We start from the raw sequence: 25,824 nt of genomic DNA, 5'->3' as shown, positions 1-25,824 counted from the left end.
TCTATCTACTGTGTAAACTTTCGTATCAACAGGATTGTCGACCATCGCTAATGTGGTACCAACATGACCTTTTTGACCGCCTGGTTTCTTACTACTCTTTATTCGTTGACTTTTCGGATTATGTCTCACAGGAGTTGAATTATCTGTTGAAGGTGGTTTACTGCTATTTCGGCTATTTTTGTTTAGCCTCTCCTCCAAATATTTGACACGTTCTTCAAGCTCACTTATTCTAATAGCTTGCTGATCTATGATTTTTTGGTTTTCAGCAATAATTGTGTTTACCAGAGTGATTACTGCTTCAGGACCTGCTTCATAGACAGCCAAAATTTCTTCACGTTTAATATTCATTTTCACCATCGGATCAACATATTAACTTAATATTCCTGTCATAATGTCATAATATATTGGTTTTTCGGATAATTATTTTCAATGTTGCTGTTTTAGAGAAAATTTGCCAGTATTGTCTGGCTTAACCGGAAAAAGGGGGTCTGAATAGTTACAATTATTGATTCAATATCCGCGCCACTTGCAGGCGTAAGTATCATTTCTAAGATGAATTTTGGCTATTCAATAGCTACGATCTCCTCTTCAACACCAGCGACCATATCGACTATATGGATCGCGATCCTGGTATTTGTGGTTTTGCCGCTTCCGGTCATTATGTATCTTCTATTCCGCCGTACCCCCATAGCAAAATATGAAACATGGGGTTGTGGACAGCCTGTTTCAACAGGAAGAAATGAATATACTGCAACTGCATTTTCAAAGCCGATACGCATGTGGTTAGGAGGCATCTTCAGACCCCACAGGGAGATACAGACAACGTATTCGGATTCACCCTTCTTTAAGGAGAAAGAGATCTTTGAATCCGATATAGAGCCAATATTTGAGAAGTATCTTTTTAATCCGGTGACCTGGGTAGTAGTAACATTATCAAGATTTATGAGGATAATACAGACCGGATATATCCAGACTTACCTGCTATACATACTTATCACGCTTGTAATTGCATTGATATATGTGGGTAGCGGCGGATGAAATCCGGATAAGCTTATTATCGCCATCCTGCAAACTCAAAAAATTATTCATTAAATTAATATACTTGCATAACCTGTGGAAAAATGGATAGGTGTGTTATAATCAAAAACGAGTTTCTTGATCTGGGATATGAAATATGGATGCGGTTACTGCAAAAGGCAGATAAACCTCATGACCAGCCCGGCGAGGAAACTGAAATCCAGGAATCATCCGAGACATCCATTTTGCCGGAACATTAATATTCAAATTCCATGCCGTCATAACCAAGAGGCCACTCTTTTATTGATTCATCATGAGGCTGGAATTTATGGCTTATATGAGTCAGTATCACATTTTTTGCATTCAATTCCTTTGCAAGTTCCATTGCTTCTTTTGAATTCATGTGTTTGGCAATAATTGCCCGCGGTGGGATTATAGCATCCGCTATCAGAAGGTCAGGTTCGAACATTGCAGAAAGTGTTTTTTCCGGGATGTTTTTTGAAGTATCGCCTGTTATAACGACTTTTTTGCTGCCGTCTGTTATTAATACTGCTGCCGATTCTTCAAGGGGCGGATGTGTAACTTCAAGAAGCGTAAAATTAAGGCCGATAAGTGAAAAAGGCTCATAAAAAATTATATCATGTCTCACAGGTTTCATGAAATAGAGGTAGTTCAATATATAATCCATCGTATTCTTCAGGCCATATACATTAACTCCATTCTGGATACGATGAAAATCCCCAAAACCGGCATAATGGTCATAATGGGCATGAGTCCAGATTACCCCGTCAATATGGCTTATGCCTTTTTTCAAAAGCTGCCACCGCAAATCAGGGCTGGTATCAATAAGTACTTTGCCGATTTCCGATTCAATGAGAACTGAGAAACGAAGCCTCCTGCTTTTGCCGCCCGCTAATGCGTCAAGACAGGTCGGGCAGGAACATCCTATTTTTGGTGTCCCTATGGCATCACCAGTTCCAAGGAGTGTTATTTTCATACACTTTCATCAAGCTTTTTCAGGTGTGTCCGTTTATTGAACTCGGCAACCCCACGAATCAAATCCTGCTGTGTCAGGACTGTTCTTTCGGTAATAAGACCATTAAGTACAGCTTCCCGTGCTATGAGACGAAGGTCTGAACCAGAGTATCCGTCTGAAATTTTTGCAATTTCCTCGGTATCAAAGGTGCCTTCGATGTTCCTCAAAATAAGGTCGAGTATTTTTTTCCTCATGTCCTTATCAGGCAGCGAGAACTCAACAATCTCATCAAACCGCCTCCATGCAGCATGGTCAAGTATGTTGGGATGGTTTGTGGCTCCGATGACCAGGACACCATGTTCAACAAGACTTATCTCGTCAATGGCCTTAAGAAGGGTATTTACTGCCCTTTTCAACGCTGCATGTTCATCTGTTGCCCTTGCTTTTGCCACGAAATCGAATTCATCGATAAAGAGGATGCATGGGCTCAGGCGCTTTGCAAGTTCAAAGACCCGGTCTATGTTCTTTGCGGTCTCTCCAAGATACTGGTCGGCAATTTGTGAGAGTTTTACTTCCACTATGGGGATCTTAAGCTGTCCTGAAATAGCCCTGGCAACTGAGGTCTTTCCTGTTCCCGGCGGGCCAACGAACAATAATTTCCCGATTTCCCGAAGACCTATCCGCTTCAGGTAATCACGATATTGTATCGCTTTAGTCATTTTTTCGATCTCATCTTCCTGTGCCCTGGTAAGGACAAGGTCAGAAATATTCTGCTGGATATCTTCCGGCGCTACGATATGGGCAAGTTTAAGCATATCCTCCGAACCTTTTTCAGATTCGATATTCTTGATAAGGGAGTTTATCCATTCCCTGCCGCTTTCTTTTGGCAGGATCGAGGCTTTTGCTTTCTTATAACTCACAGGGAGTGAATCATAATTCTCAAAGAAAGAAGCAAGAACCGGATTTTTATTTATGTTCTCAACCGCTTCAGGATGTTTTGTCACCCACTTTACGGCAAGATCAAAGATGTTGAGTTTGATCTGGGAACCGAAATCTTCAAATTCAAGGAAAGGTAGTAATTTAGTACTATTTTTTACGTTTTCAATCCCGTAAATGGATTTTATGTCCCCTTCAGTGACATATATGGGACGCTTTACGGTTTTTTCTTTCTCATCCCAGTAGTGTTTCCTTATTTTATGGGGAAGGTCATCTACGGTAAGCTTATCTGACTGATTATACAGATGTGCTGTCAATACCAGTTCTGTTATTAAAAATTTCTCATCTGTCATATTTAAACTTCATTGTTACGTCCTGAAATAAGATATAGTTTACTCAAATATCCAATAATTCAATAATTTTTTCCGGATTCCCATGCTCTTATCCCCGTAAGTAATAAATACCTTAATGCAATTGTTTGAGGCATTCATCACGATTGATTGTTAAATAATTAAAAATATATATAGTATATTATTCTTGGAGAAAGGAAATGAAGGAAATTCGAATACATGGTCGCGGTGGACAGGGTTCTGTGACCGCAGCAGAACTACTGGCCGTTGCCGCATTTGAGGACGGGAAATACAGCCAGGCCTTTCCTGCGTTTGGCGTTGAAAGGAGAGGCGCCCCGGTAACTGCATTTGTGCGTATTGATGACAGACCCATACGATTACGGAGCCAGATATATGAACCTGATTATGTAGTTGTACAGGATGCGACGCTCGTTGATGTAGTAAATATCGCTGCAGGCGCCAGACCTGATGGATTTATCTTAATAAACACGGAAAAAAGCCCGGGTTCTTTTAATTTTAATACAAAAGCGATTGTCAAAACCCTGGATGCCACAAAACTTGCAATGGACATCATAGGAAAACCCATCGTTAATACGATCCTTGCAGGCGCTTTTGCGGGCGTCTCCGGTCTTATCAATCCTGAATCCATTAAAAATGCCGTTATGGAAAGATTCCCTGGGAAAGTCGGTGAGAAAAATTGCCTGGCAATACAAACTGCGTATGATCTTATGGAGGCCCAGCGATGAAACTTATTATCAAGACAGTGACAAAACCAGGAAGCACGCGAGCTAATAAGACCGGAGCATGGCGTTCATTTATGCCTGTTTTTGATCATAAGCTGTGCAGTAAATGCGGGATTTGCGGGATCTATTGCCCTGAAGGAGTTGTCAATAAATTGGAAAATGGTTATTTTGAGCCTGATTATGAATATTGTAAAGGATGCGGCGTCTGTGCTAACGAGTGCCCGAAGAAAGCCATCATAATGGTGCTGGAGGGAAAATGAGAAAAAATATGGTAGTTGTAGAAGGTTCGTATGCTGTGGCTCATGCGGTCAAGGTATGCAGGCCAAATGTAATTTCAGCATATCCGATCACCCCGCAGACGCATATTGTCGAAGACCTGGCGCAATTTACTGCCGATGGTGAGATGAATTGTGAATATATGAACGTGGAATCGGAATTCTCAGCCATTTCAGCATTAATAGGAGCAAGCGCAGCAGGAGCAAGGACATATTCATCGACCACTTCGCAGGGGCTGGCGCTTATGCATGAAGCATTGTTCAATGCCTCAGGAATGAGATTACCCATTGTCATGACTGTTGTGAACCGTGCGCTTTCTGCGCCCATCAATATATGGAATGACCAGCAGGACTCCATCTCACAGAGAGATACGGGCTGGATACAGCTTTATGCTGAGGACGTACAGGAATCAGCAGACATGACCCCGCAGATTTACAAGCTTGCTGAGGACGAAGATGTTTTGCTTCCGGCAATGGCCTGTATGGACGGGTTTATTCTTTCCCATGTATATGAACCTGTGATATTACTTGAACAGAGCCTGACTGATGATTTCCTTCCTGCTTATGATCCCGAGTTTGTTCTTGACACAAAAAACCCGATGTCCTTCGGCGCTTTTGCTGATCCGGGCACTTACACGGAATTTCGGTACAAACAGGAAAAAGCAATGGGTATAGCCTTAGAGAAAATAGAAAAGATCGCAAATGAATTCAAAGATATCTATGGAAGGTATTACGGCGGTCTTATAGATGGTTATGTTCTTGATGACGCTGAAATAGTCATTATGGCAATGGGTTCGATCATTGGAACTGTAAAAGATACAATTGACGAACTTAGACTGGAAGGAGAAAGTGTCGGACTTCTCAAGATCCGGTCTTTCAGGCCATTCCCGGCAGATGCCATAAGGAAAGCACTGAAGAACGCAAAGGTCGTCATAACCCTTGATAAGAATATTTCTATCGGGAAGAATGAAGGGGCGCTTTGCACTGAAGTCAAGGCCTGTCTCCATAATACGGACAATAGAGTGCCGGTTATCGGTTTCATGCTTGGTCACGGGGGGCGCGATATTCCAATAAGTATGATCAAGAAAATTATCAATAAGGCAAAATTAGTTGAAAAAGGTATATTTATAGAAAGCGAATTTGCTGACCTCAGGGAGGACCTGGCATGAGCCTGTTAAAACCCGGTCATCGCGGATGCGCAGGTTGCGGAGATGCTTTTGCAGGAAAATTCGTTCTTGATGCGCTTGGTGAGGATGTTGTAGTTGTCAGCCCGACAGGATGCCTTGAAGTGTTTACCACCCCATATCCCGAATCAGCATGGGGCGTACCATGGATACATTCACTTTTTGAGAATGCGGCAGCAGTTGCTTCAGGTGTTGAAACAGCGATGAAAGCTCTTGGTAAAAAGAACAACACAAAAATAGTGATAATAGGAGGAGATGGCGCCACTTTTGATATTGGCTTACAGGCAATATCGGGTGCATTTGAGCGCGGGCACGATATAACATATATTTGTGTTGATAATGAGGCTTATATGAATACAGGTATCCAGCGCAGCGGCGCCACACCATTATATGCAAGCACAACTACAAGCCCGCACGGTAAGGTCTCGATCGGGAACCCACAGCATAAAAAGAATATGCCTGCAATAATTGCAGCCCACGGATCGCCTTATGTGGCAACAGCTTCGATCGGGTATGCGCCCGATATGATTAAAAAAGTGAAAAAGGCAGCCCAGGTAAAAGGCCCCACTTATGTCCATGTTCATGCGCCCTGCTGCACAGGCTGGAAATTTGACAGCTCAAAGACCATAGAGATAGGCAGGCTGGCAGTTGAGACCGCAATGTGGCCGCTATATGAAATGGAAAACGGCGAGATCACAAACGTCAGGAAGATCAAGAACAGGAAACCTGTGGAAGAATACCTGAAAGTCCAGGGACGCTTCAAACATCTTTTCACTATGGAAGGCAGGAATGAGGATATCAAGAAGATACAGGCGATAGCTGACTGGAATGCGAAACACTTCAGGTTGGAGTAAAGGGTTATTTAATTTTTGAAAAGCTTCCATTACGTAGCTCTATTCAGTACAGGAGCAAATTCTAAGCGAATCGAACGCTCCAGCAATGAAAATTCATGCTCCTGAAGGCCGGGTTGGAAAAGGGCACCTGTCTCATTGTAGTTCGTGGCAAAGCAACCTCCCTGGAAATCTCCGGCTATGCCCAGAGCTTCACAAGCCGAGCGCAGCTTTATGCAATTTATCAGTTCAAACCGGTTGCTGATGTTGGTTAATCCGTATTCTACATCACCTAGCTTTGCAAGGAGCTGCCTGTTATTTAAGGACAGGACCTTTGAACAGGATGATATCTCTCCGTCGACAGATATAGATATGCTGTTGCGGCCCGCCCTGCAGCCGAAGAAGCTTGAGCCTTTATCTTCTGCATCTAACTCTGCAATACGAAGATCCCCACGACGTTCTTCCCTGTACCACTTAGCGATTTTTCTCATCTCCCGGCCGTAAGTTTCCCTCTCTTTCTCAGACCACTCCACACCTGTAGCATGACCGATCATAAATTGGTTTACGCCCATACTGTAAAGCCCCAGGATATCTTCAAAAAGACTGGCGACATTATCGGGCATAACGGTCATCTTTGTCCCTATCCAGGGTTGGGTTCTCTTCAATATTCTCATACTCTTCATAACCCGTGAGAAGGTGCCCCTGCCTTTTTTATCCACCCGATGGCGATCATGCGTAGACTCGCATCCATCAATGCTAAGAAGCACATTTATTTTATGCTCATCAAGGTATTCTGCCATGGATTCATTCAGCAAGATTCCGTTGCTCGTCATATTGAAATCAACAGATTTTCCTGTGAGTCTGGCTTTTTCCTCTGCATACTCTGTGACGAATTGGACCATGGGAAAATTCAGAAGGGGCTCCCCTCCAAAATGAGTTATGCTTAACTTATTCTCATTCTGCGAATAATCGAAGAGAAGATCGATAGCATATCGGGCTACTTTTTCAGTCATCTTCTTGTGCCTGATCATTTCATTTTCAAAACAATAAGAGCATTTCAGATTGCATCCTTCAGTTAAGATCAGCTCCATGCAGGCCACAGGAGGGAAAAACTTGGCATTCAATTGTGCTACGATTTGATAAATAAGGTGCTGTACTTCGCCTGATGGTAAATTAAGCTCCATTTCCAGGCGCTTGCAAAGTTGAGAAAGATTAACAGGCTCTGATAAGAGAGCTGTGCTAATCTCCTCGACTAAATTGTCCTGCATTCTTTCTTGCTATTCGGGGTCTTATTCCAATACTACCCTGGTGAAGCCGCCCCCGCATCTGAATACGGTTGTGCACTCAAATGGGTCCTGGTCACAAGAGTAAGAGCCCCTAAAACCACATCTGAAGCAACCTCTTGCCATAGCCCGGGACTCAGGTGATCCGGCAATCAGTGCCTCCCCCATCTTTTTCGCAACTGCATCTGTTATATTCTGGATATCTTCCGGTGTCATCTCTACCATATCTTTACCTCCTAATTATTTTGTTATTAACCTGAGACTCAGAGTTGCAGATTACTGATGTAATTATTAACCCCATATCATCAGTTATAACCACTTTCCCGCTAATTGAACATTGTTTTTAGGTATATATAATCTTTCCGGCAGTTATTCATGATCATATAAATAAAGTGTCAACAGGTTTTGATTAATATTAAGACTGTGATCTAACAATAACTCCCACAAATCTGCTTCATCGATCAAAACCTATTTAAATCATAATTAATAAAAGTAAATATGTCTGTTTTAACAGATATAAAATGGGAGGTTAGTTATGAGAGAGGAAGAAAAATTTTCAAGGGCGTTTGAATTAGAGAAAAAATGGCATGGATTTCCATGGCCGCTTGACGGGGACCCTGTGGATATCCTGTGGAAAGATGGATTAATCGAAATAGAAGCGTTCAGGGAACTGGCAAGACTTCAACTTGATGTGCATATCCAGCAATTGAAAGGACGTCTTGAAATCGCCGAGAAAGTACAGGAAATGTTGAAGTAAATTCACATTTGCCTATAATATAAACAAATAATGTGAAAAATAACACTACAGAGGGCTGTGAGGTTCTACTTGTCGGTTATGAGGACGAGGAGAACCTTGGTCTTCGTTCAATTGCTGCCTACCTGACTGAGAATGGTGTTCGGGCAAAGATCGAACCGTATAATAATTCACACAACAAAATCTTAGAACGTATTCTTGTTGAGAAGCCAAGACTCGTGGGTTTCTCATTGATATTTCAAAGAATGCTCTTTAATTTTGCAGACCTGGTCGCATATCTTCGAAAAAATGGGATCACAGCTCACTTTACAATAGGCGGGCATTTTCCCACCCTGGAATACAGGATAACTTTAGAATCAATACCAGGGCTTGATACGGTCGTGCGTCATGAGGGTGAGTTGACACTGCTGGAATTGTTCCATAACATTGACAGCCCGGATCATTGGAACACTATAAGAGGTCTTGCATATCGCAATAATGGGGAAATAGTGGTAACCCCTCCACGTCCCCTGATCTCTGACCTTGATTCGCTTCCTTTCCCGATAAGAAATAAAGAAATGGCTACTTACAGGGGACTGGGAATTCACTCATTACTTGCAAGCCGCGGGTGCCAATATAACTGTAGTTTTTGCAGTGTCCAACAGTTTTATCGCGGTGCCCCGGGTCGGAAAAGGCGTTCACGCTCACCTTCCGGCGTAGTCAGAGAGATGGAGAAGCTTTACTCCGAAAACGGAACCCGCATCTTTCTCTTCAAAGATGATGACCTGGGTTTAAGAAATACCGGACAAAGGCAATGGGTAGAAGAGTTTATAGGGGAACTGAAGAGGAAAAATTTGTCCGATAAAATTGCATGGCGTATCTCATGCAGGGTTGATGAAGTCGATGCCGAAATGATGAACAAATTGAGAGAAAACGGCCTGGCATTTCTCTACCTGGGAATCGAATCCGGCAGCTCACATGGGCTCAAGACATTTAACAAAGGTTATTCGGTTGACCGGATTCGTCCTGCACTAAATATACTCCAGGAACTGGGAATAAAATTCGAATATGGTTTTATGATACTTGATCCCGACAGCACCATAGAGTCTATAAAAGAAAATATTACTTTCCTTGGCGACCTATCCAGAGACGGAAGGGCAGTGGTACATTTCACAAAGATGTTCCCTTATATTGGAACAACGATTTCCCACCGGTTAAAAACTGAAGGAAGGCTAAAGGGATCGATAGCCTCGCCTGATTATGATTTCAATGATCGCCGGCTGCATTTGTTAGAATATTTCTTTTTTAAATTTGCCTTCGATTCGTATTTGATGGGGAACGGATTGGCTAACCAACTGGCAATGGCCAAGTTTGATACCATAATACTTGACAGGTTCTTTTCCGATGAATTTGACACCCGGACTTATTCGATGGCAGTAAGCGAACTTATTCTCCAGAGCAACGATTCGGTTCTGCGTACGATGAACCGTGCAGTCGATTTTATGGAGAATCGCAGTTACGGGGAAATCATTTCTGATTGGTATGACCTTGAAATTATTGTGCATGATAGTAAAATCATAGAACAGAATATCACTGAAGCCCTGAAAAGATTAACGATCAATAACCGAAAGGTTTATACATGATGATGATTTATTCAATAACGGAAATATGGTTGTGGGATAATTATAAAAAATTCAGTAGTTTCCCTTGACTGTGAAATTTCCTTTCTAAATAGGTGGGGCCGATCAGGGAGATTTAGCTAAACTTGATTTAGATATATTTCAGGAGTATTTAGGGAGAGGAAAATATGAGGAAAAATAAGTTAGGTGGGACTCAATCCAACAAGAAATACAATATGAAAAATCCGGACGTAATTATGTTTGCTCCGAAACAACTACGGTCGATCAGGTAAGGGGGATGAATTAATGGACATAGAAATTCCAAAGCCTCCAGCTGAAGAGCTGTCGGGTAATCGTGCACCACCACGCAAGAAAGCAAAAAAGGGATTACAGGCATCATCAGAAAAAAAAACAGCTTTAATAATAAATGACGACAATGATATTGATTTTGGAGATGATCAGAGTGTGCCCACATTTACGTCGGCATTTAAGGATATGGGGTATGATGTTAAACTGGAGAAAGCAAGTGAAACTGTATATACAACATGGAATAAATATGATATTGTAGTATGGAGCTGCGGGGATGATTATTCTGCCGTAAATACCATTAAATACAGACAGATGCTTGTAGAATACGTAGAGATGGGAAGGCATCTTCTACTTGAAAGTGGGAATGTTGCGGCATGGGCAAAAGAATTTGGAGGAGAGATATTCCCGAACCGCATGTTCCGTAAAAAAGTGTTGCATGTAACAGGAGACTGGGTCTATCATGATGTTGGGGATTTGAAATTAAAAACAAATCATCCTATTGCCACCACACCAAATGCACTTCCCAAAACTATTGGTTTTACCCCTACAAATCCGGGAGATAACTCAGGAGATGCCAACGCAGTCAGGATTTTACCAGATGCTACAGGCGTATATAGTTGGTCTTCTGTTTCCTATGAAAATATGCTTTTAAATGATAGTATAACAGAAAAATCATACGGGCTTGTAGCATATGAATCCAGGGAAGGAAATGGCGGTCGGATAGTATATTTTGCCTTTGATATAGATGACATTGAAGATGCTGACATACAGCAGAAATTAATAGAAAACTCGGTAAATTGGCTTAAATCATAGGAGGGAGAAGAAATGTCAAAAATAAGTAAAGAAGGAAAATCAAAAATAAGTAAAGAAGAAAAATCAAAAATAAGTGGAGAAGGAAAGCATCAACGGTTATGTTCAATACCTAAGGTGCCTGAACCTGTTTTGCCAGCGGACATCGATTCCACCCGCGCCCGACTGATAATGATTCTGCGCAATAAGTGGGTGAATGGAACGAAGCTGCTCTATTGCTTTCTCAACCAGCCGCGCAATTTTGCCGGAAGAGAGGATCAGAAGAGGGTTGTGCGTGATGGGTTCAATGTGTGGAAGAACGTGGGTATAGGGGTGAAGTTCGAAGAGGTCTCAAACCCTGATGATGCTAAGATCCGCATCGGCTTCTTGCGTGACGGTCGAACATGGTCATTCATCGGCCGTGAAATCCTAAATGATCATGAGGACGAGAGGACGATGAACTTCGGTTGGGATTTAATTTTGGAAGATCCCAGGGGGGTCGATACGGCGACGCACGAGATCGGCCACACTCTGGGATTCCCACACGAGCACCAGAACCCCTATGCCGGCATAGAATGGAATGAGGATGCGGTTTATGAGGAGATGCGCAGGACTCAGAATCCCCCCTGGACTAAGGATGAGACCGATACGAACATCTTAGACAAGATCTCACCAGATGAAGTGCAAGGATCGAATTGGGATCCTAACTCCATCATGCATTACCCCTTTGGAGCCGGCATGATCAATAAACCTGAACAATATAGAAACGGCCTGAGACCTGCGGGCGGGTTATCTGATAGGGATATTACTTGGGTCGGTACCTATTATCCGCCTGACCAACCGGATATTGTGGATCTCACTATCGACACACCCGTTACACTCGCCCTGGGCCCAGGGGAGCAGAAGGACTTCCGCTTCACGCCCGATGAGACGCGGATATACAACATGGCAACAGAAGGGGATTCAGACACTGTGATGGTCCTGTTTGAGGAGAAGAATGGGGAAAGGACCCAGCTGGCAGCTAACGACGATAGCGCTTCGGACATCAATGCCCACATTAAGCAGGAGTTGACCGAGGGAAACAAATATGTACTGAGCATCCGGCTTTATTATGAGTGGGGAAGTGGCGATACTAAGGTGAAGGTGTGGTAGACGATCGGTACATCAGATATTGAAATCGTGAAGGAAGGCCCAAAGTCTGGGAAAGATAATAAAAGCAGCCTCTGGGTCACCGATTCATCAGCGAAGGAAAGAAGGACCTCCCTGGAGTTGCCTGCAGGGTCTTGGGCAAGGCTGGAGTTACAGCCTGCTACCGATGGAAACCTCCTTCTTCTATGCCGTTATCCAACAGGATCGATAGATACCATATTCAGCATCACTGTGAAAAAAGGTTACATCTACAGAACATGGTATCAATCTGAGGTAGAAGGAAGTTATGAAATCTGGTATATTCTTGATGGATACGAAAGCAACTCAGTTACATTTCATGTGATCCAGGGAATAGAAAAGACCCTATCAAGCCCGATCGGGTCTATTTCGATGGCTGCGGCCAGGTCGTTTGCACCATCCCGAAGCATCGGCTTCTCAGTTGGTGGAGCCAAGGACATTGGCAATTTCAGGGAGAACATAGAGAAGGGCTACCTGCCCCTGCCCACTGATGTGACATTCGAGGGTATAGCTTATGGATATTATTTCCAGACCACCCAGAGAGAGTGCAAGAAAATCTTCTGCCCATCCTACAGCTACGCCATATCGAGAGATCCCTTATCCGGGGAACCTCAGTACTACCTTTCTGTTGGCCTTAACTCTGGCATAACAGATTTTCGCAGAAGCAAGCTGAACATGGTTCTGGTGCTTGACCGCTCAGGTTCTATGAGGACAAACTTTGGTCAATATTACTATGATCGCTTTGGAAACAAAGGGGAGACAATGACAAAGGTCGCTGATGTGACCAAGATGGAGATCGCCAGCCAAACAATAGCAAACCTACTAAAGCATCTGAAAGATGATGACCGCTTTGGGCTTGTCGTCTTTTCTGATAATGCATTGCTGGTGGAACCCCTGACACTTATGAAAGATAAAAACACAGAAAAGCTCGGTAAGACAATCATGGAAATCGGGGCATACGGTGGCACCAATATGGAGGCAGGGATCAGGAAAGGGACTGAGCTCTTCTCCAGGGTTCGGGGGAAGGCTCCTGCGGGAAATAAGAAATCGGACCTGGAGCAGTACGCGGACAGGATAATCTTTCTAACTGATGCCATGCCCAATACAGGGGAGACAAAAGAAGAAGAGATGCTAAAAAGCTTCAGGGAGAATGCTGCCAACAGCATATATACAACCTTCATAGGTGTCGGGGTCGATTTCAACACAGAGCTGGTAGAAAAAATGACCAGGATCCGGGGAGCCAATTATTACTCCATCCACTCTGCTGAGGAGTTCAGAAAGCGCATGGATGAGGAATTCGATTATATGGTCACGCCTCTGGTGTTCGATTTGCAGCTCTATCTGCATGCCTCAGGTTACAAAATCGAGAAGGTTTATGGATCTCCTGAAGCGGATGAGGCCACAGGGGAAATAATAAAGGTAAGTACGCTATTCCCATCAAAAGCCGAGGAGAAGGAGATTAAAGGTGGGGTCGTGCTAATGAAGCTGAAAAAGATTTCACCTGAAAGCAGGATGATGCTAAAAGTTACCTATAAGGATAGGGAAAATATGCACCATGAAGATGAAACAAGGGTTGAGACCATGAAAGGGGAATCCGAGTTTTATCAGGGATCTGGCGTTCGAAAGGCCATACTCTTTGCAAGATATAGCGATCTTCTCAAGAACTGGCTCATTGATGAGATGAGGGAAGTGAAGGAGGGACCGAAGATTCAGCCAGCTGTGAGCCTGGAAAGTGGCATAGTTGTACCTGTAAAACCGGGAAGATGGGAACGCCAATCTATTCCTCTGCATGTCACAGACCACTACAAGAAACTTTTTAAATTGTTTGTGGAGCACTTTAAGAGGGAAATGGAGGCTTCAGGGGATGAAACCCTGGGACATGAACTGGCAGTTCTGGAAAAGCTCACAGGGTAGATGGGAGTGTAAAAGATTTTGTTGAGTTATATTACACTCCCCCCTATTTAATCATTTTAGCTTGACATCGTATTGGCTTTAAGATTAAAATTACCTTTACCAGCAAAGGAGTGCACTGTAATGTAGTAATCTCCTTGTTCGGTTGGGTCAATTGTTACTTCTTCATTGGGGTCAGAGGTATAACCGCGGGAATCCCAATCATCAACTTTTGCCAGTGACCCGAATTTAACATATAAGTCAAAATCCTGGCCTTCTGGTCCCTCTAAATTTATAGTGAGTTTTTTACCACTTTCAACTCCTTTAATAACATATTCTTTAATGCTATCTTTATCTGGTAGCATGGATGAAATTGTCGTGTCCAAAGAAATAATTTCTGGCCCTTCATTTGGCTCATCTGGTGATGGCACTAAATCTGAAAATTCAGTAGTCCTTGTGCAGTCTTCACCCCTACAGCCTCTACTTGGACATACAAGAGAAACGTCGCAGCCGTTAGAACTGGCAAAATCTGTTTCTCCTCTTACTAAAATTCCTTCAACCTGATGAGTTTCACTATTAAAAACTGGCGAACCTGAATTGCCTCCATAAGTATCTAAATTCGCAACAAAAAATTCACCGGGTGTGTTATCGCGAACTTCCGCTCCACCTGCAAATTTGGTAGGAAGTCCACAAGGATGCCCGATTACATGGACTTTTTGATTATCCTGTATTATCCCTGTTCTCCTAAACTCAGCAATCTTATGATTTGCTACTGCTCTTTCCAGTTTGACTACTGCCCAATCAGCACCTTCGGATATTTCTTCTTGTTTTATTACTTCCAAACCTCGATAGATTTCATTGTTATCGATAATAGTCGATGGTGTTGTTTCATCTATCATTCTAAACCCAAAGACAAATAGTATATTAGTTACGTTGCCTGGATTGACACAATGTCCTGCAGTAGCTACAAGGTCCGGAGCTACCAGAAAACCGGAACAAAAGGCTCCGATTGGTTGCTCTCTAAAACGTTCATTATTGCATAAGTTATATTCCGTACCAAAATTTTTTGTTGCAAGTGTAGACGTGCCATCACCATTGTCTACAACCTCTCTATTCTGAAATAAACTTACCACGCAATCGGCATCTTCAAGAATTCCTTGATCCGTAACTTTAAATAAATCCATTCTATCGTCTACCCCATATATTGCCTTTTGTTTATTTTTTAATACTTTAGCTATCGCAGCTGAGTCAAAATCCCGAAGAGGTCCGATAGATTTTACCTTGTTTTTACGACTCCTTAATTCTTCCAATAGTTCATTTGCTTCAAAGCTATTCAATTTATTAGTTGAACCAATTTTTTTATCAGACATTTAAACCACCCTTTTATTTAAGTGAGAGATAAATCCTGCTCTAAATCCCACCTGACAAATAGGTATTCTTTTTAGTATATAAATATGTCGCTCAAATTGTTATATTGAATAATTGTCCTTCTATAGTACTATGGTTCGTGCACTTCAGCCAGACCAAAGGTTTTATTTGGGTAAAGAATTACATCGATGACCTTTGTGACTGTCGAGCCATTGTCCATCTTGAAGGTAACCAGCAATTCTTTGCGTGGCGGATTGGTCTTGATGAGGTAGTCCATCGTCCTGATAGACTTTATATAGTGTTGCGACCTTAACCAACCTTCAAGCTCTTCAAGCGACCCTATCCGTTGTATGATATCGGCCAGAGTTCCTATAAATTTTGCCAGATCTTTTGCCGAAATAGTGTCATCCCCCATGATGCTGATATTCCCTCCTGTTGTTAGTCAACAAATAGATTACACGTTTATCGCTTGTACAGTATAAGCGCCTGCTTCTATATATATTTACCAGAAACATTAATGGGCGATCTTGCTTTCAAATTCAGGGCTCCTGACAGCATTGAGATGCAGCCCGACTTCTTCTGGCGTATAGCCGAATGCCAGACCGAGCAGCTGGCTATAATGAACAACCGGGATATTGTAGGTTTTTCCTGCTTTTGCAAGCTCTGCCTGCCCGCCGTCGTATTGCAGATGACAAAACGGACATGCTTCTACGATGCAGTCAATGTTAGCTTTTTTGATCCTGTCCAGTTTGTATTCTGTCATCTTAAATGAAGTTTCAAGCATTGCTGAACGCACTCCTCCACCAGCGCCGCAGCAACTTGTTTTTCCTTCATACGGAACACTTACAGCGCCTGTTGCCTCAACAAGCTCATCAAAAAATACCGGGCATTCTGCGCCCCCCAGCTTTCTTTCTCTTGTTGGTTTCAGGAGATGGCATCCGTAATGCACTGCGACTCTCAGCTCAAGGGGTTTCTCAATTAATTTATTCAGGTTTTTTGCACCGATTTCTTTACTCAAGAATTCAATTATGTGCCTGACCTCAATAGTACCTTTATACTCCTTATTGATCTTTTTAAGATGAGAATTTACTTCATTTCGAAGAGCTGTGTCGTTCTTTAAGATATTATTGGCATCCATGAGGGAACTGAAGCAGCCATTGCAGATCGTCAGAATATCGGTGTTATTTTCTTCGGCCAGCACTATGTTCCTTGAAGCGATAGTGAGCCATGTTACTTGATCAAACGAACGGAATATCCCTGGCGCGGGACAGCATGAAGCTTCTTTCAATTCACTCCATTTCAACCCCAGCCTGTCAAGGATTAACCTTGTGGCTTTTTCGATGCCAGGATAACGGTTCGGGATCACACATCCAAGGAAAAGAGATAAGTCCTTCATTCTTTTACCAGCTCATTAAAACCGCATGATTCAAGAAGAGTTTTTACATCCTTTAGCGCCTTCGGGTACTTTCGTACTGTCTCAGGCTCCGAAAGCCCGATTTTTTCCCTGATTGCTATGTGAATATCATCAATCGGGACTGCATGCCCCACCTCAATAAGGAATTTGCATACAGCCCTGTGGGCAGGCTGTATCCTGCCTTTTTTTACAGCTTCGGCACGGAGGTAAAGGATGGCATCTGTGACTTTTATTCCACGCGGGCATCTTTCCTGGCAGTTATAGCAGGTCGTACACATCCAGAGATCAGGCTGGTCTGAGACATCTTTTTTTATGGAATCTTTAACGATCCGTCTCACATTCAGGCTTGTGTACTTTCCAGACGGGCAGCTTCCCGTACATGTGCCGCACTGGAAACAGGAGAGAATCTCGGAATTTTTCATTGTGGGAATTATGTGAATGCTTATATTTAAGACTTATATTTCAAAGATGATAAAGTATAAATATCATAATGATTATAATTATATGTGACGAGCGGTCGGATTTTTTTAAATAACCCACCACTCCCACTCCCCGTCCGCTCGTCAATAATGATTATTATCATTAAATTTGAGGAAAAGGTTAAATATGATACGTATTATACTTATGTATAACGAGCGGTTAGATTTTTTTTATAACCTACCACCCCCATACCTCTGACCGCCCGTTTATGTTTTTCAATACGGACGAATTTTCCCATTCCGGCAAAAAAGCAAATTCAAGAGTACATTGGATTGTAGGCAGAGCGCAGCGCCAATGCTATCTGTTGAATAAATATCTCCGGAGGTTGTGCACCTGTGAATGAAGTATCATTGTTGATCACAATGTGAGGAACGCTCATAACGCTGTACTTCTGGGCAAGGTAAGGGAATTCAATCATTTCTATTACATCAGAGCGGATATTTTCATTTTCGATTGCAAACTGGTGCGCTGTCCTTGCTGCTTTAGGGCAATACGGGCAGGTAGGAGAAACGAATACCTGTAAATGCACGGGTTTTTTTATTTCTGCAAGCTTTGTCTTTAATGCATCTGATAACGATGTTTTTCCCTTGGAAACATCAATTATCGTATCGATCAGGGCCGCCAGTTCATATCCTGCAGGTACGCCAAAATACCTGATGCCATAATCAATTTTTCCCACAACTGCTATTGCAGGGATGTTTTTAATTTTATAGTTCAGGGCTTCATCCCCATTCAATACAAAATCATATACTTTTACTTTTATTTTTTTTGATAATGTCCCCAGTTCAAGCACTAATTCTCTTGTTTCCTTGCAGAACATGCACTCTGACTCCTGTGAAAAAACAATGAGTTCCACATCGTCTGCAAGGCCCGTAAATTTTTTCTGGATAGTTTGCTTATCGCTCTCCTGGAGCACCATAAATCACTCTACCGATTTTAAGAGTTTTTCCATTCTCTCAAGGGATTTTTTTGATTCCTTGAGTTCCATTAATATCATATAAGCCAAATAAATCAATATAAGACCAAAAATTATGACAACTATTATAAGTGTGTTTATAGACACCTGAGAGGTTGAGCCGAACATTGTATCCATCATTGACATGGTTTTACTCCTTTTTTACTATCTCCTTGATTCTACTTAATGAAAGTACTAATTCAAAATTCTTTGCTTTATAGTATTTCTTTGTATATGGAGGCTCTTCAAAATGCCTTATCTCACTTTCCACAAGACCGGCATTTTCAAGTTTCTTAAGATGAAGATACAGGAGCGGACGCGAAATTCCCACTTCCTTGGCAAGCTCAGATACATAACATTCACATTCGGCAAGTGTTGCCAGGATCTTCAAGCTATGCTCGTTACCAAGCGCGTTTAGCATTTCCGCAAGGGAGTTCTTATCCACCTTTTCACCGATTGACTAAAAGAATCTTAACATATTTAAAATAAAGTAATTTACTATTTTTGAAAGGAAATATACTGGAAAAATATTGAGAAATTAGTCCACCTCCAGAACTTTTTCAAATGTACCATGCCAATTGTGATACCAGACAGCGCCCGTGTAGCCGTTAACGCTGAGCATGCCGTAAATATTTCCATCTTTTGTTACTTCCATTGTGTAATAACCGTAGAAATCATCCGCGCTGTTCACTTTTGTTCCGGGCAGAGTCCTGTCAAGATATTCCTGTGCATTCTTCAGGGCCTGTTCTTCTGTCACTTTAGTTTCTGTTTCTTGTATGTTCATATACCCATATTTCGAATTCCACATCATGTTCGGCCCCATTTCAGGAACTACTGCACCTGTATATTTATTAACCAGGAGTTCAAAAGCATATTTGCCTGTACTTTTCTCTTTTATTCCTGCATAGAAGTTATTTTCGAATTGCAAAACCTCGGCGATCTCAAGGTCACTATTTCCGGTCTTTATAAGATATTGCTCCACTGATGTCTTTGCTTCATCGATGGTTATGGGGGTTGAATTTTCCCCATTGCCTGTGGCATCTGCCCCGCAGTGATTTCCATAACCGGATCCATCACCGGTCATCATTCCACCGCTACCCATCATGCCATTGGCTGTTCCGTAGCCTCCCATCATGCCGTTGCCTCTTCCATAGCCTCCCATCATGCCATTATCGGGTCCATAACCGCCCATCATGCCGCCGCCCATCATGCCGATTCCATTTCCGCCCATCATGCCATTACCAGTAGTACCATAGCCTCCCATCATGCCATTCCAGAAATTACCAGGTCTTGCCACGGCATAACCTGCTCCCAGGACAACAATGATCGCTGCTATGACCAGGATCGTTTTATTGTTCATATTTTCTTATCACCTTTGATATTTTATTATTTATTTCATGTGTAAGTTTTTCTTACATACTATAATTTAACTTACTATGGTATAAAGATTTCGGCATTTAGTTTTGAAATCCTGTCTTTTAGAAACTTTTAATTCATTACCGCTCCAACCTGGATATTATGAGCGATGCCCTGAGAACCGACCTCTACCAGCTTACAATGATGCAGGCTTACTGGAAATCCGGACATAACCCGGAAGCTACATTTGATTATTTTGTACGTAAGATTCCCTCAGGCTCTTATCTCATAACCGCAGGATTAAGTTTTCTTCTTGATTACATTGAAAACCTGCGTTTTGAGAGTGATGACATAGAATACCTGAGGACACAGGATTTTGATGAGAAGTTCCTTAAGACATTGCAGGATTTCAAATTCACAGGTGACATTCTTGCAATGCCAGAAGGGAGCATTGCGTTTCCGATCGAACCGATAATAAGAGTAACAGCTCCCATAATCGAAGCCCAGCTTGTGGAAACGTACCTGCTCAATAAAATGAATTTCTCAACACTGATTGCCACTAAAGCCTCGCGCGTGGCCTATGCTGCAAAAGGACGAGCGATTGCAGAATTCGGATTGCGCCGCGCCCAGGGGGACGGTCATCTCGAAGCAACCCGCGCGACATACATCGGGGGATGCGCTTCCACATCCAGTGTGCTTGCAGGGAAAAAACTTGGAATCCCTGTATCAGGGACAATGGCGCATTCGTTTGTAACGAGTTTTAACCATGAGATCGACTCCTACCGTGCCTATGCCGATGCATTTCCAAAAAGATGTTTCCTGCTCATTGATACCTATAATACAATTGAAGGCTCAAAAAAAGCCGTGATTGTGGGAAAGGAGCTTGAAAAAAGAGGTGAGAGACTTCTTGGTGTGAGGCTTGACAGCGGGGATCTGTCCGAACTTTCAAAGCATGTCCGCAAAATCCTGGACGATGGCGGCCTTGGATATGCGAAAATAGTTGCAAGCGGGGACCTCAATGAGTGGAAAATTGATGAACTCATAAATAAAGGTGCAAAGATCGATATGTTCGGGGTAGGGACAGAACTTATAACTGGACGTCCAAGTCCTGCGCTTGATGGGATATACAAACTTTCGGATATTGTAGAAGGTGGAAAGCATATCCCCAAAATGAAACTCTCTGAAGAGATCGTAAAAACAACCCTTCCCGGTAAAAAAGTAGTATGGCGCATAATGGAAAACGGTAAGTTCAAAAAAGATGTTATAACTCTTGAGAATGAGATCGTTAATGAAGGTGTGCCTTTATTGGAAACTGTCGTCAGGAAAGGAAAGATCGTTTGTGGCAGGTCATCACTGAATGAGATACGGCAAAATGCGGCCACAAATTTCTCAAAGTTACCGGATATTTACAAGAAACTTGAAGGAGCGCCTGCATATCCTGTTGAGTTCAGCGGGGGATTGACACAGCTTCGAGGTGATATTGTTGGGAAAATCAAACGGGAAGAGATAAGGCAGGAATAAGCAGGAAAACTTGATCAAAGTGAAAAGCATAATTATTATCTATCTTCAAAAAAAATCAGTGAGCAGATTACTTCATAATCTTCAGTATTTGACCCCTTCCTGTTTCAGTTTCTTGGGAATCCTGCTCTAGGCTAGAGACATAAATCATCCCATCCCTATCAATAACCATATCTCTGGGAAAATTGATACCATCTACGATAATCTCATGGGAACCTCCTTGACCTGATTTTAAGATTCTTCCAGAATTTAACTGAAATCCAGTTGTTAGATCAAAGGAAGAAGTATATTCAAGGATATACAGATTACCATCTCTGTCGAATTCTATATCAACAGGAAAATTAAGCTGAGTAATAAAATCCTTCTGTTCTCCTGTATCGATATCTACTTCTATAACTCTTCCCAAACCTGCAATAAAAGGGAAGCCAGTGAAAACAGATATGTAAGCTTTTGAACCCTTAATAGCAATGGACGTTGGAACTGGTTCTATCTTTTCTCCAATGGGTGGTGCTCCGGGTGGTAGATCATATAATGGGAGGGCTGCAAAGGTGGTAACCTGTCCATATTTGTCCACCTGCCAGACAGCATTGGCCGCAGAATCAACCACGTATAAAACTCTATCTTTTCCGAATTTTATTTTTGTTGGGTTACTTTCCAAGGGCGGACGCTTATCTGGATTAAAAATAGCTTCGGCATCCAGTAGATTTGCATATTTCTTAATCAGAGTTTGATCTTTAATGTCATATATTAATACAGAAAAACCGCGTGCATCGTATGTTTCAAAGAGACTTCCTGTCTCCTGTTTATATGCAATTCCTATATCTACAAAGAGGGATTCGTTATTATCCGAAAAATCATCTCTAGCAATACTCATAGGACCTTCAGTGTTTCCAATAAACCAGCGAGAAGGCATATCTGACAACAATACTTCTAAAGAACCTTTTGAAGTGAGCTTCAGAATCTTTCCATCGCTGGTGCTCGGTTGGTAAGGGGTTGCCGAACCTGAATCCGCGATTAGCAAATCCCCATTCTTTTCAAGAAATAAGCCGTATGGCTTGTTAAGACCTGAGGCGGTTATATTTGCCCGATGAGATGCTCCTGTTTCCGGGGTGGCAATGCTTATCGAACTCATTAAGATTAAGGCAATCAATATAGCCTTACTTATTTGACTCATTTTTTATTCCTCCTTTCTATATTTATTCTCCAGGATAATTCCCAAATTATTTGCTTCAATGCCATGAATCACATGCATATAGTTCCAGCCTTCAATGAGCTCTGGTCTAGGACCATTGATATAATTTTGATGTCGGAAGTTTGTCCAAATTAATATAGTCCCATCTTTTCCCAAAGCAGGTCTGGCATTCAATAATCGTGTAGCATAAAACATCCAGAGTGCCTCTTTCTGATCCCATGCACATGGCCAATCAATTACCTTGCTTTCAGGATAACAATCGGCTCGGATGTATATCTTTGTATTTTCGACAATAGTCTCAACTCCTTCATATAAGCCTTCTCCAATATGTTTTAAAGACCTGACACTAAACGTCCACTCTTCTAAATTTTTTATATTGGATAGATAAGCATATGCGAAGTCTACCGGGACATCGATATACTGGTTCACATTACAAAATTTACCAAAGATGTCATTATGAGAATAATATTCCTTGGTTCGTAATCTTATCAGTGACCATATATCTTCCCGCGATGTATTCTCAATATTAATAATTCTTTTTTCGCTGTCTGCTAAGTTTTCATTCATATTTTACCATCTCCATATTATTGATGATACGACTTGCCCCACGCCAGGGGCTGCCATTGCAATGATATCTCCTTTTTTCAATTTCTCCTGTTTATAAGCCTCTGTTAAACTTACCGGTATACTGGCAGCCCCTAAATTCCCGTACCGCAAAAAGGTATGGAGGCATCTATCAACAGGCAACGATAAATTTTGGCGCCACTTTTCTATCAGGAATATGCCTGGCTGGTGGGGAAAAAACCAGTTAATATCAGCAATCTTGAAAGTTGTTTTTTCAATGGATTTCTGCACAGCATTGGGAACCATCTCAGGTACCCTTGTTTTTAAATCTCCTATATCATCTTCATTAAATTCGAAATAGAGTTTTTCGTAAGATGGCTCCCAGTAATTTCTCCGTCTTTTAAAAGAGGCAGGATTAGATAGCTCGATTGTCATGGAATTGTAATATTGACCGTAGCTCTTTTCCCATGAGCCGATATATGAGCAGTCTTTATTCACATCCGACAGTATAATAGCTCCGGCGCCGTCGCCAATAATTTGCCCGCTCTTTGTAGATATATCAATAATCCTTGTGGCCCAGTTTGCAATTGAAATAATAAGTACAGTTTTATAAAATCCTGCTTTAATTAGTGCCGTTCCATATATCATGGAGGTGATAAAAGAGGTACATGCTGTATCTATATTCACGGCAGAGGCATTTTCCGCATTCAGTTTATGCTGTATAGCTGTTGCATCCCCTGGCCATATCTTATCGTGAACAGCAGAAGAAACCAATATAATATCGATATCGGCAGGGGACAGATTGGCATCTTTTATAGCTTCCGTTGAAGCTTTAACACCAAATTCCACAGATGTTTCTCCTTCTACAGCAAATCTTCTTTCGATGCCCCCTTGAAATATCTCAGACAATTGTTCATCTATTTTATCTACCCCTGTATCAGACTGTTGGGAAAAGTCATCTTTAATAATTTTAGAAGGCAAGTAACTCCCAAGTCCAACAATCCCAACCGATATTTGATTATTCATTTGAATCACCACCATGCTGAAGGCTCTTTACCCTACCAAGGATTGGAGGGGCCTCTTCCCGGTCTATATGAACATCAAGTATAGTCGGTATGTCTAAGGAGAGAATTTCCTGAACAAGTTTCTGATTGATCTGGCCAGGTGAATCAATCTGAATCCCGTTACAACCAAAGGAAGACCCCAATTGAGCGAAGTCTACCATAGAGTACTCTGTTTGATTGGTTTTTAATCCAAAAGATCGCATCCCGTAATAAACTACACCCCAGCGGCTATCATTTAAGATTATCCACACTATAGGTAGCTTCATTAATTTAGCTGTATTAATTTCAAAGCCATTCATTAAAAAACTGCCATCTCCTGTAATACAGACTACAGGCCTTTCCTTCAATGCTAGTTTTCCACCAATAACACCCGCTACTGCCGAAGCCATAGAAGCAAGTCCATAAGCAATGAAATAACTTTTAGGATTTTTAATAGTCATATAGTGATTTGCCCATAGATGGATTGAACCGATATCAATAAAATAAGCTGTATCTTCAGGAAAACTTTCTTGAATATCTTTCAATAGTCTTTGTGGTTTTATAGGGATGGAATCCGAAAAGTATTTCATCTCTTCGAGATGGCGGGGTATAACCTCTTTGTATCCTTCAATATCAATTGAGAAGTTTAATGGTGTTTTTATTAACCCCTCATGGAGTTTCATTAAAAATATATTTATATCCATCAAAAAATTATAGAGAGATTTGAACCGATAATCTATAGAACTTGGATCAATATCAACATGGAGTATCTGGGAGATATTGTATAATTCTGGCATCCATCCGTTGGTTGATACTTCGCTAAAACGGGTACCTAAAGCCAAAAGAAGGTCAGCATTTCCCTTTCTTATATATTCAATGCTCTGTCGTGAGCCACCATACCCAAAAGAACCTAATGAAAGCGGATGATTTTCTGGAAATACACCCTTAGCTTTAGGTGTTGTCATAACAGGAATACCAAATTTTGTCGCGAACTCAAAGAGCTTTTCCTCAGCTCCAGCTTGTTCAACACCGTAACCTGCTAAAATAAGCGGTGAGCGGGCTTTGTGGAAAAAATATAGAGCACTATTTATGTCTTCCTTGTTAAGATCATTATTTTTATTAAATTTTCGGCTAACTTCTATTTGTTTAGGATACGAGGAGATGGCCATAGATACGTCAATTGGTAGATTGATAGCGACAGGTCCCCATCTCGGGGTAAAAGCGATATGGATCAATTCATTTAACACTTTGTAGATCAGTGAAGGATTGGTGATAAGTGAACTTCTTTTTGTCACTTGATTTAGAAGAGGCATTATATCAATTGTATAATCGCTCATCTCCTGACTTGCCCCGCACCCCCTCTGTGAGAAAGATGTCTGGCCGGTAATTGCCAATACAGGTATTCCATCGAGTTTTGCTGAAGATAAGCCTGTGATAAGGTTTGTAGCCCCTGGCCCAGAGGTGGCGATACATATCCCTATATTTCCAGACGCTCTGGCATAAGTAGCTGCCATAAATGCGGCGCCCGACTCTGTCTTTGTTGATATGAATTTTATTCGATCCGACTTGCAAAGTTCATCAAATAGAACAATAATTGCACCTCCCGGAACACCAAATACATATTCAACACCTATCTTCTCCAAAAAGTATCTTATCCCCTGGGCAACAGTTATACCTTCTGGAACTTCATTTATGTTTCTGAAAGAAGATTCTGAAAGGATTACATATTCTTCTGCATGAACGATCTCAGCCATTCCCGTTTTCCTCCGTATTTTTACATGAATATTGATTGAGCGTAGTAAAATAGTAAAGTATTTAAAAGAATGGCAACCA

Annotated in this window: 28 protein-coding genes; 11 read left to right on the top strand and 17 right to left on the bottom strand. The window is 41.8% G+C overall.

All coding sequences use genetic code 11. The annotated features are described in order from the left end of the window. On the bottom strand, positions 1–348 hold a 348-nt coding region (locus FIB07_08520; protein ID NJD52895.1), incomplete at its 3' end, for an IS66 family transposase. Between the two features lie 204 nt (positions 349–552). Here FIB07_08520 and FIB07_08515 point away from each other — a divergent pair. Then, positions 553–1,038 (top strand): hypothetical protein, encoded by a 486-nt coding sequence (locus tag FIB07_08515; protein NJD52894.1) that lies wholly within the window; start codon positions 553–555, stop codon positions 1,036–1,038. Positions 1,039–1,273: 235 nt separating this feature from the next. On the opposite strand, the gene FIB07_08510 is transcribed toward FIB07_08515, so the two are convergent. Both FIB07_08510 and FIB07_08505 read right to left on the bottom strand, forming a co-directional pair. Beyond that, positions 1,274–2,014 (bottom strand): MBL fold metallo-hydrolase, encoded by a 741-nt coding sequence (locus FIB07_08510; GenBank protein NJD52893.1) that lies wholly within the window; start codon positions 2,012–2,014, stop codon positions 1,274–1,276. Then, positions 2,011–3,282, bottom strand: coding sequence for an ATP-binding protein (locus FIB07_08505; protein NJD52892.1), 1,272 nt, complete (start codon positions 3,280–3,282; stop codon positions 2,011–2,013). The genes FIB07_08510 and FIB07_08505 overlap by 4 nt, the downstream gene beginning before the upstream one ends. Before the next feature lie 197 nt (positions 3,283–3,479). Between FIB07_08505 and FIB07_08500 the strand changes: the two genes are divergently transcribed. From FIB07_08500 to FIB07_08485, 4 genes are read left to right on the top strand one after another with little or no spacing between them, the layout of a single operon-like run. Then, positions 3,480–4,025, top strand: coding sequence for a pyruvate ferredoxin oxidoreductase subunit gamma (locus FIB07_08500; protein NJD52891.1), 546 nt, complete (start codon positions 3,480–3,482; stop codon positions 4,023–4,025). Beyond that, positions 4,022–4,282, top strand: coding sequence for a 4Fe-4S dicluster domain-containing protein (locus FIB07_08495; protein ID NJD52890.1), 261 nt, complete (start codon positions 4,022–4,024; stop codon positions 4,280–4,282). The genes FIB07_08500 and FIB07_08495 overlap by 4 nt, the downstream gene beginning before the upstream one ends. Then, positions 4,279–5,466, top strand: a complete 1,188-nt coding sequence (porA, locus tag FIB07_08490; GenBank protein ID NJD52889.1) for a pyruvate ferredoxin oxidoreductase — start codon at positions 4,279–4,281, stop codon at positions 5,464–5,466. The genes FIB07_08495 and porA overlap by 4 nt, the downstream gene beginning before the upstream one ends. Further along, the gene (locus FIB07_08485) at positions 5,463–6,335 is read left to right on the top strand and encodes a pyruvate synthase subunit beta (protein NJD52888.1); all 873 of its coding nucleotides are present in this window, start codon (positions 5,463–5,465) and stop codon (positions 6,333–6,335) included. Before porA ends, FIB07_08485 begins: the two co-directional genes overlap by 4 nt. A gap of 29 nt (positions 6,336–6,364) precedes the next feature. Here the strand turns inward: FIB07_08485 and FIB07_08480 are convergent, their stop codons facing one another. Together FIB07_08480 and FIB07_08475 are read right to left on the bottom strand one after the other, a co-directional pair. After that, positions 6,365–7,579: a radical SAM protein gene (locus tag FIB07_08480; protein NJD52887.1), complete on the bottom strand. Its 1,215-nt coding sequence runs from the start codon at positions 7,577–7,579 to the stop codon at positions 6,365–6,367. Positions 7,580–7,600: 21 nt separating this feature from the next. Continuing rightward, positions 7,601–7,819, bottom strand: coding sequence for a hypothetical protein (locus FIB07_08475; protein NJD52886.1), 219 nt, complete (start codon positions 7,817–7,819; stop codon positions 7,601–7,603). A gap of 310 nt (positions 7,820–8,129) precedes the next feature. Here FIB07_08475 and FIB07_08470 point away from each other — a divergent pair, with 310 nt between their 5' ends. The 5 genes from FIB07_08470 (at position 8,130) to FIB07_08450 (ending at position 14,125) form a co-directional block, all read left to right on the top strand. Next, positions 8,130–8,351, top strand: a complete 222-nt coding sequence (locus FIB07_08470) for a hypothetical protein (GenBank protein NJD52885.1) — start codon at positions 8,130–8,132, stop codon at positions 8,349–8,351. A 32-nt stretch (positions 8,352–8,383) separates the two neighbouring features. Further along, complete coding sequence (locus tag FIB07_08465; protein ID NJD52884.1) at positions 8,384–9,970, top strand: radical SAM protein; 1,587 nt, start codon at positions 8,384–8,386, stop codon at positions 9,968–9,970. Positions 9,971–10,252: 282 nt separating this feature from the next. Next, positions 10,253–11,068, top strand: coding sequence for a hypothetical protein (locus FIB07_08460; GenBank protein NJD52883.1), 816 nt, complete (start codon positions 10,253–10,255; stop codon positions 11,066–11,068). Positions 11,069–11,080: 12 nt separating this feature from the next. After that, the gene (locus FIB07_08455) at positions 11,081–12,196 is read left to right on the top strand and encodes a hypothetical protein (GenBank protein ID NJD52882.1); all 1,116 of its coding nucleotides are present in this window, start codon (positions 11,081–11,083) and stop codon (positions 12,194–12,196) included. Between the two features lie 27 nt (positions 12,197–12,223). After that, a complete protein-coding gene (locus tag FIB07_08450; protein ID NJD52881.1) occupies positions 12,224–14,125 on the top strand; it encodes a VWA domain-containing protein in 1,902 nt (633 codons plus the stop codon). A gap of 56 nt (positions 14,126–14,181) precedes the next feature. Here FIB07_08450 and FIB07_08445 read toward each other — a convergent pair whose 3' ends face one another. The 8 genes from FIB07_08445 to FIB07_08410 all read right to left on the bottom strand — a co-directional run bounded on the left by FIB07_08445 (position 14,182) and on the right by FIB07_08410 (position 19,678). Beyond that, the gene (locus FIB07_08445) at positions 14,182–15,471 is read right to left on the bottom strand and encodes a trypsin-like serine protease (protein ID NJD52880.1); all 1,290 of its coding nucleotides are present in this window, start codon (positions 15,469–15,471) and stop codon (positions 14,182–14,184) included. Between the two features lie 128 nt (positions 15,472–15,599). Further along, positions 15,600–15,884 (bottom strand): hypothetical protein, encoded by a 285-nt coding sequence (locus FIB07_08440; GenBank protein NJD52879.1) that lies wholly within the window; start codon positions 15,882–15,884, stop codon positions 15,600–15,602. Between the two features lie 99 nt (positions 15,885–15,983). Further along, complete coding sequence (hdrB, locus tag FIB07_08435) at positions 15,984–16,865, bottom strand: CoB--CoM heterodisulfide reductase subunit B (protein NJD52878.1); 882 nt, start codon at positions 16,863–16,865, stop codon at positions 15,984–15,986. Further along, a complete protein-coding gene (hdrC, locus tag FIB07_08430) occupies positions 16,862–17,329 on the bottom strand; it encodes a CoB--CoM heterodisulfide reductase subunit C (GenBank protein NJD52877.1) in 468 nt (155 codons plus the stop codon). The genes hdrB and hdrC overlap by 4 nt, the downstream gene beginning before the upstream one ends. A gap of 290 nt (positions 17,330–17,619) precedes the next feature. Continuing rightward, the gene (locus FIB07_08425; GenBank protein ID NJD52876.1) at positions 17,620–18,282 is read right to left on the bottom strand and encodes a glutaredoxin; all 663 of its coding nucleotides are present in this window, start codon (positions 18,280–18,282) and stop codon (positions 17,620–17,622) included. A 3-nt stretch (positions 18,283–18,285) separates the two neighbouring features. Next, on the bottom strand, positions 18,286–18,465 hold the full coding sequence (locus FIB07_08420) for a hypothetical protein (GenBank protein ID NJD52875.1): 180 nt from the start codon (positions 18,463–18,465) through the stop codon (positions 18,286–18,288). 4 nt (positions 18,466–18,469) lie between these two features. Continuing rightward, a complete protein-coding gene (locus FIB07_08415; protein NJD52874.1) occupies positions 18,470–18,739 on the bottom strand; it encodes a winged helix-turn-helix transcriptional regulator in 270 nt (89 codons plus the stop codon). Between the two features lie 117 nt (positions 18,740–18,856). Continuing rightward, the gene (locus tag FIB07_08410; protein NJD52873.1) at positions 18,857–19,678 is read right to left on the bottom strand and encodes a peptidase M4; all 822 of its coding nucleotides are present in this window, start codon (positions 19,676–19,678) and stop codon (positions 18,857–18,859) included. A gap of 158 nt (positions 19,679–19,836) precedes the next feature. On the opposite strand from FIB07_08410, the gene FIB07_08405 reads away from it, so the two are divergent. Continuing rightward, positions 19,837–21,195, top strand: a complete 1,359-nt coding sequence (locus FIB07_08405; protein ID NJD52872.1) for a nicotinate phosphoribosyltransferase — start codon at positions 19,837–19,839, stop codon at positions 21,193–21,195. 67 nt (positions 21,196–21,262) lie between these two features. Here FIB07_08405 and FIB07_08400 read toward each other — a convergent pair whose 3' ends face one another. From FIB07_08400 to FIB07_08385, 4 genes are read right to left on the bottom strand one after another with little or no spacing between them, the layout of a single operon-like run. Beyond that, entirely contained in the window at positions 21,263–22,366 is a 1,104-nt protein-coding gene (locus tag FIB07_08400) for a ScyD/ScyE family protein (protein NJD52871.1), read from the bottom strand. Between the two features lie 3 nt (positions 22,367–22,369). Further along, the gene (locus FIB07_08395) at positions 22,370–22,951 is read right to left on the bottom strand and encodes an SRPBCC family protein (protein ID NJD52870.1); all 582 of its coding nucleotides are present in this window, start codon (positions 22,949–22,951) and stop codon (positions 22,370–22,372) included. A gap of 3 nt (positions 22,952–22,954) precedes the next feature. After that, entirely contained in the window at positions 22,955–23,989 is a 1,035-nt protein-coding gene (locus tag FIB07_08390) for a 3-oxoacyl-ACP synthase III family protein (protein NJD52869.1), read from the bottom strand. Next, a complete protein-coding gene (locus tag FIB07_08385) occupies positions 23,967–25,745 on the bottom strand; it encodes a thiamine pyrophosphate-binding protein (GenBank protein NJD52868.1) in 1,779 nt (592 codons plus the stop codon). The genes FIB07_08390 and FIB07_08385 overlap by 23 nt, the downstream gene beginning before the upstream one ends. Positions 25,746–25,824: the final 79 nt, after the last annotated feature.

The sequence above is a fragment of the Candidatus Methanoperedens sp. genome (assembly GCA_012026795.1).
In the GTDB taxonomy this organism is placed as follows: Archaea; Halobacteriota; Methanosarcinia; order Methanosarcinales; family Methanoperedenaceae; genus Methanoperedens.
Note: the sequence above shows the minus strand (reverse complement) of the source record. Positions and strands in the feature narration are given on the sequence as shown.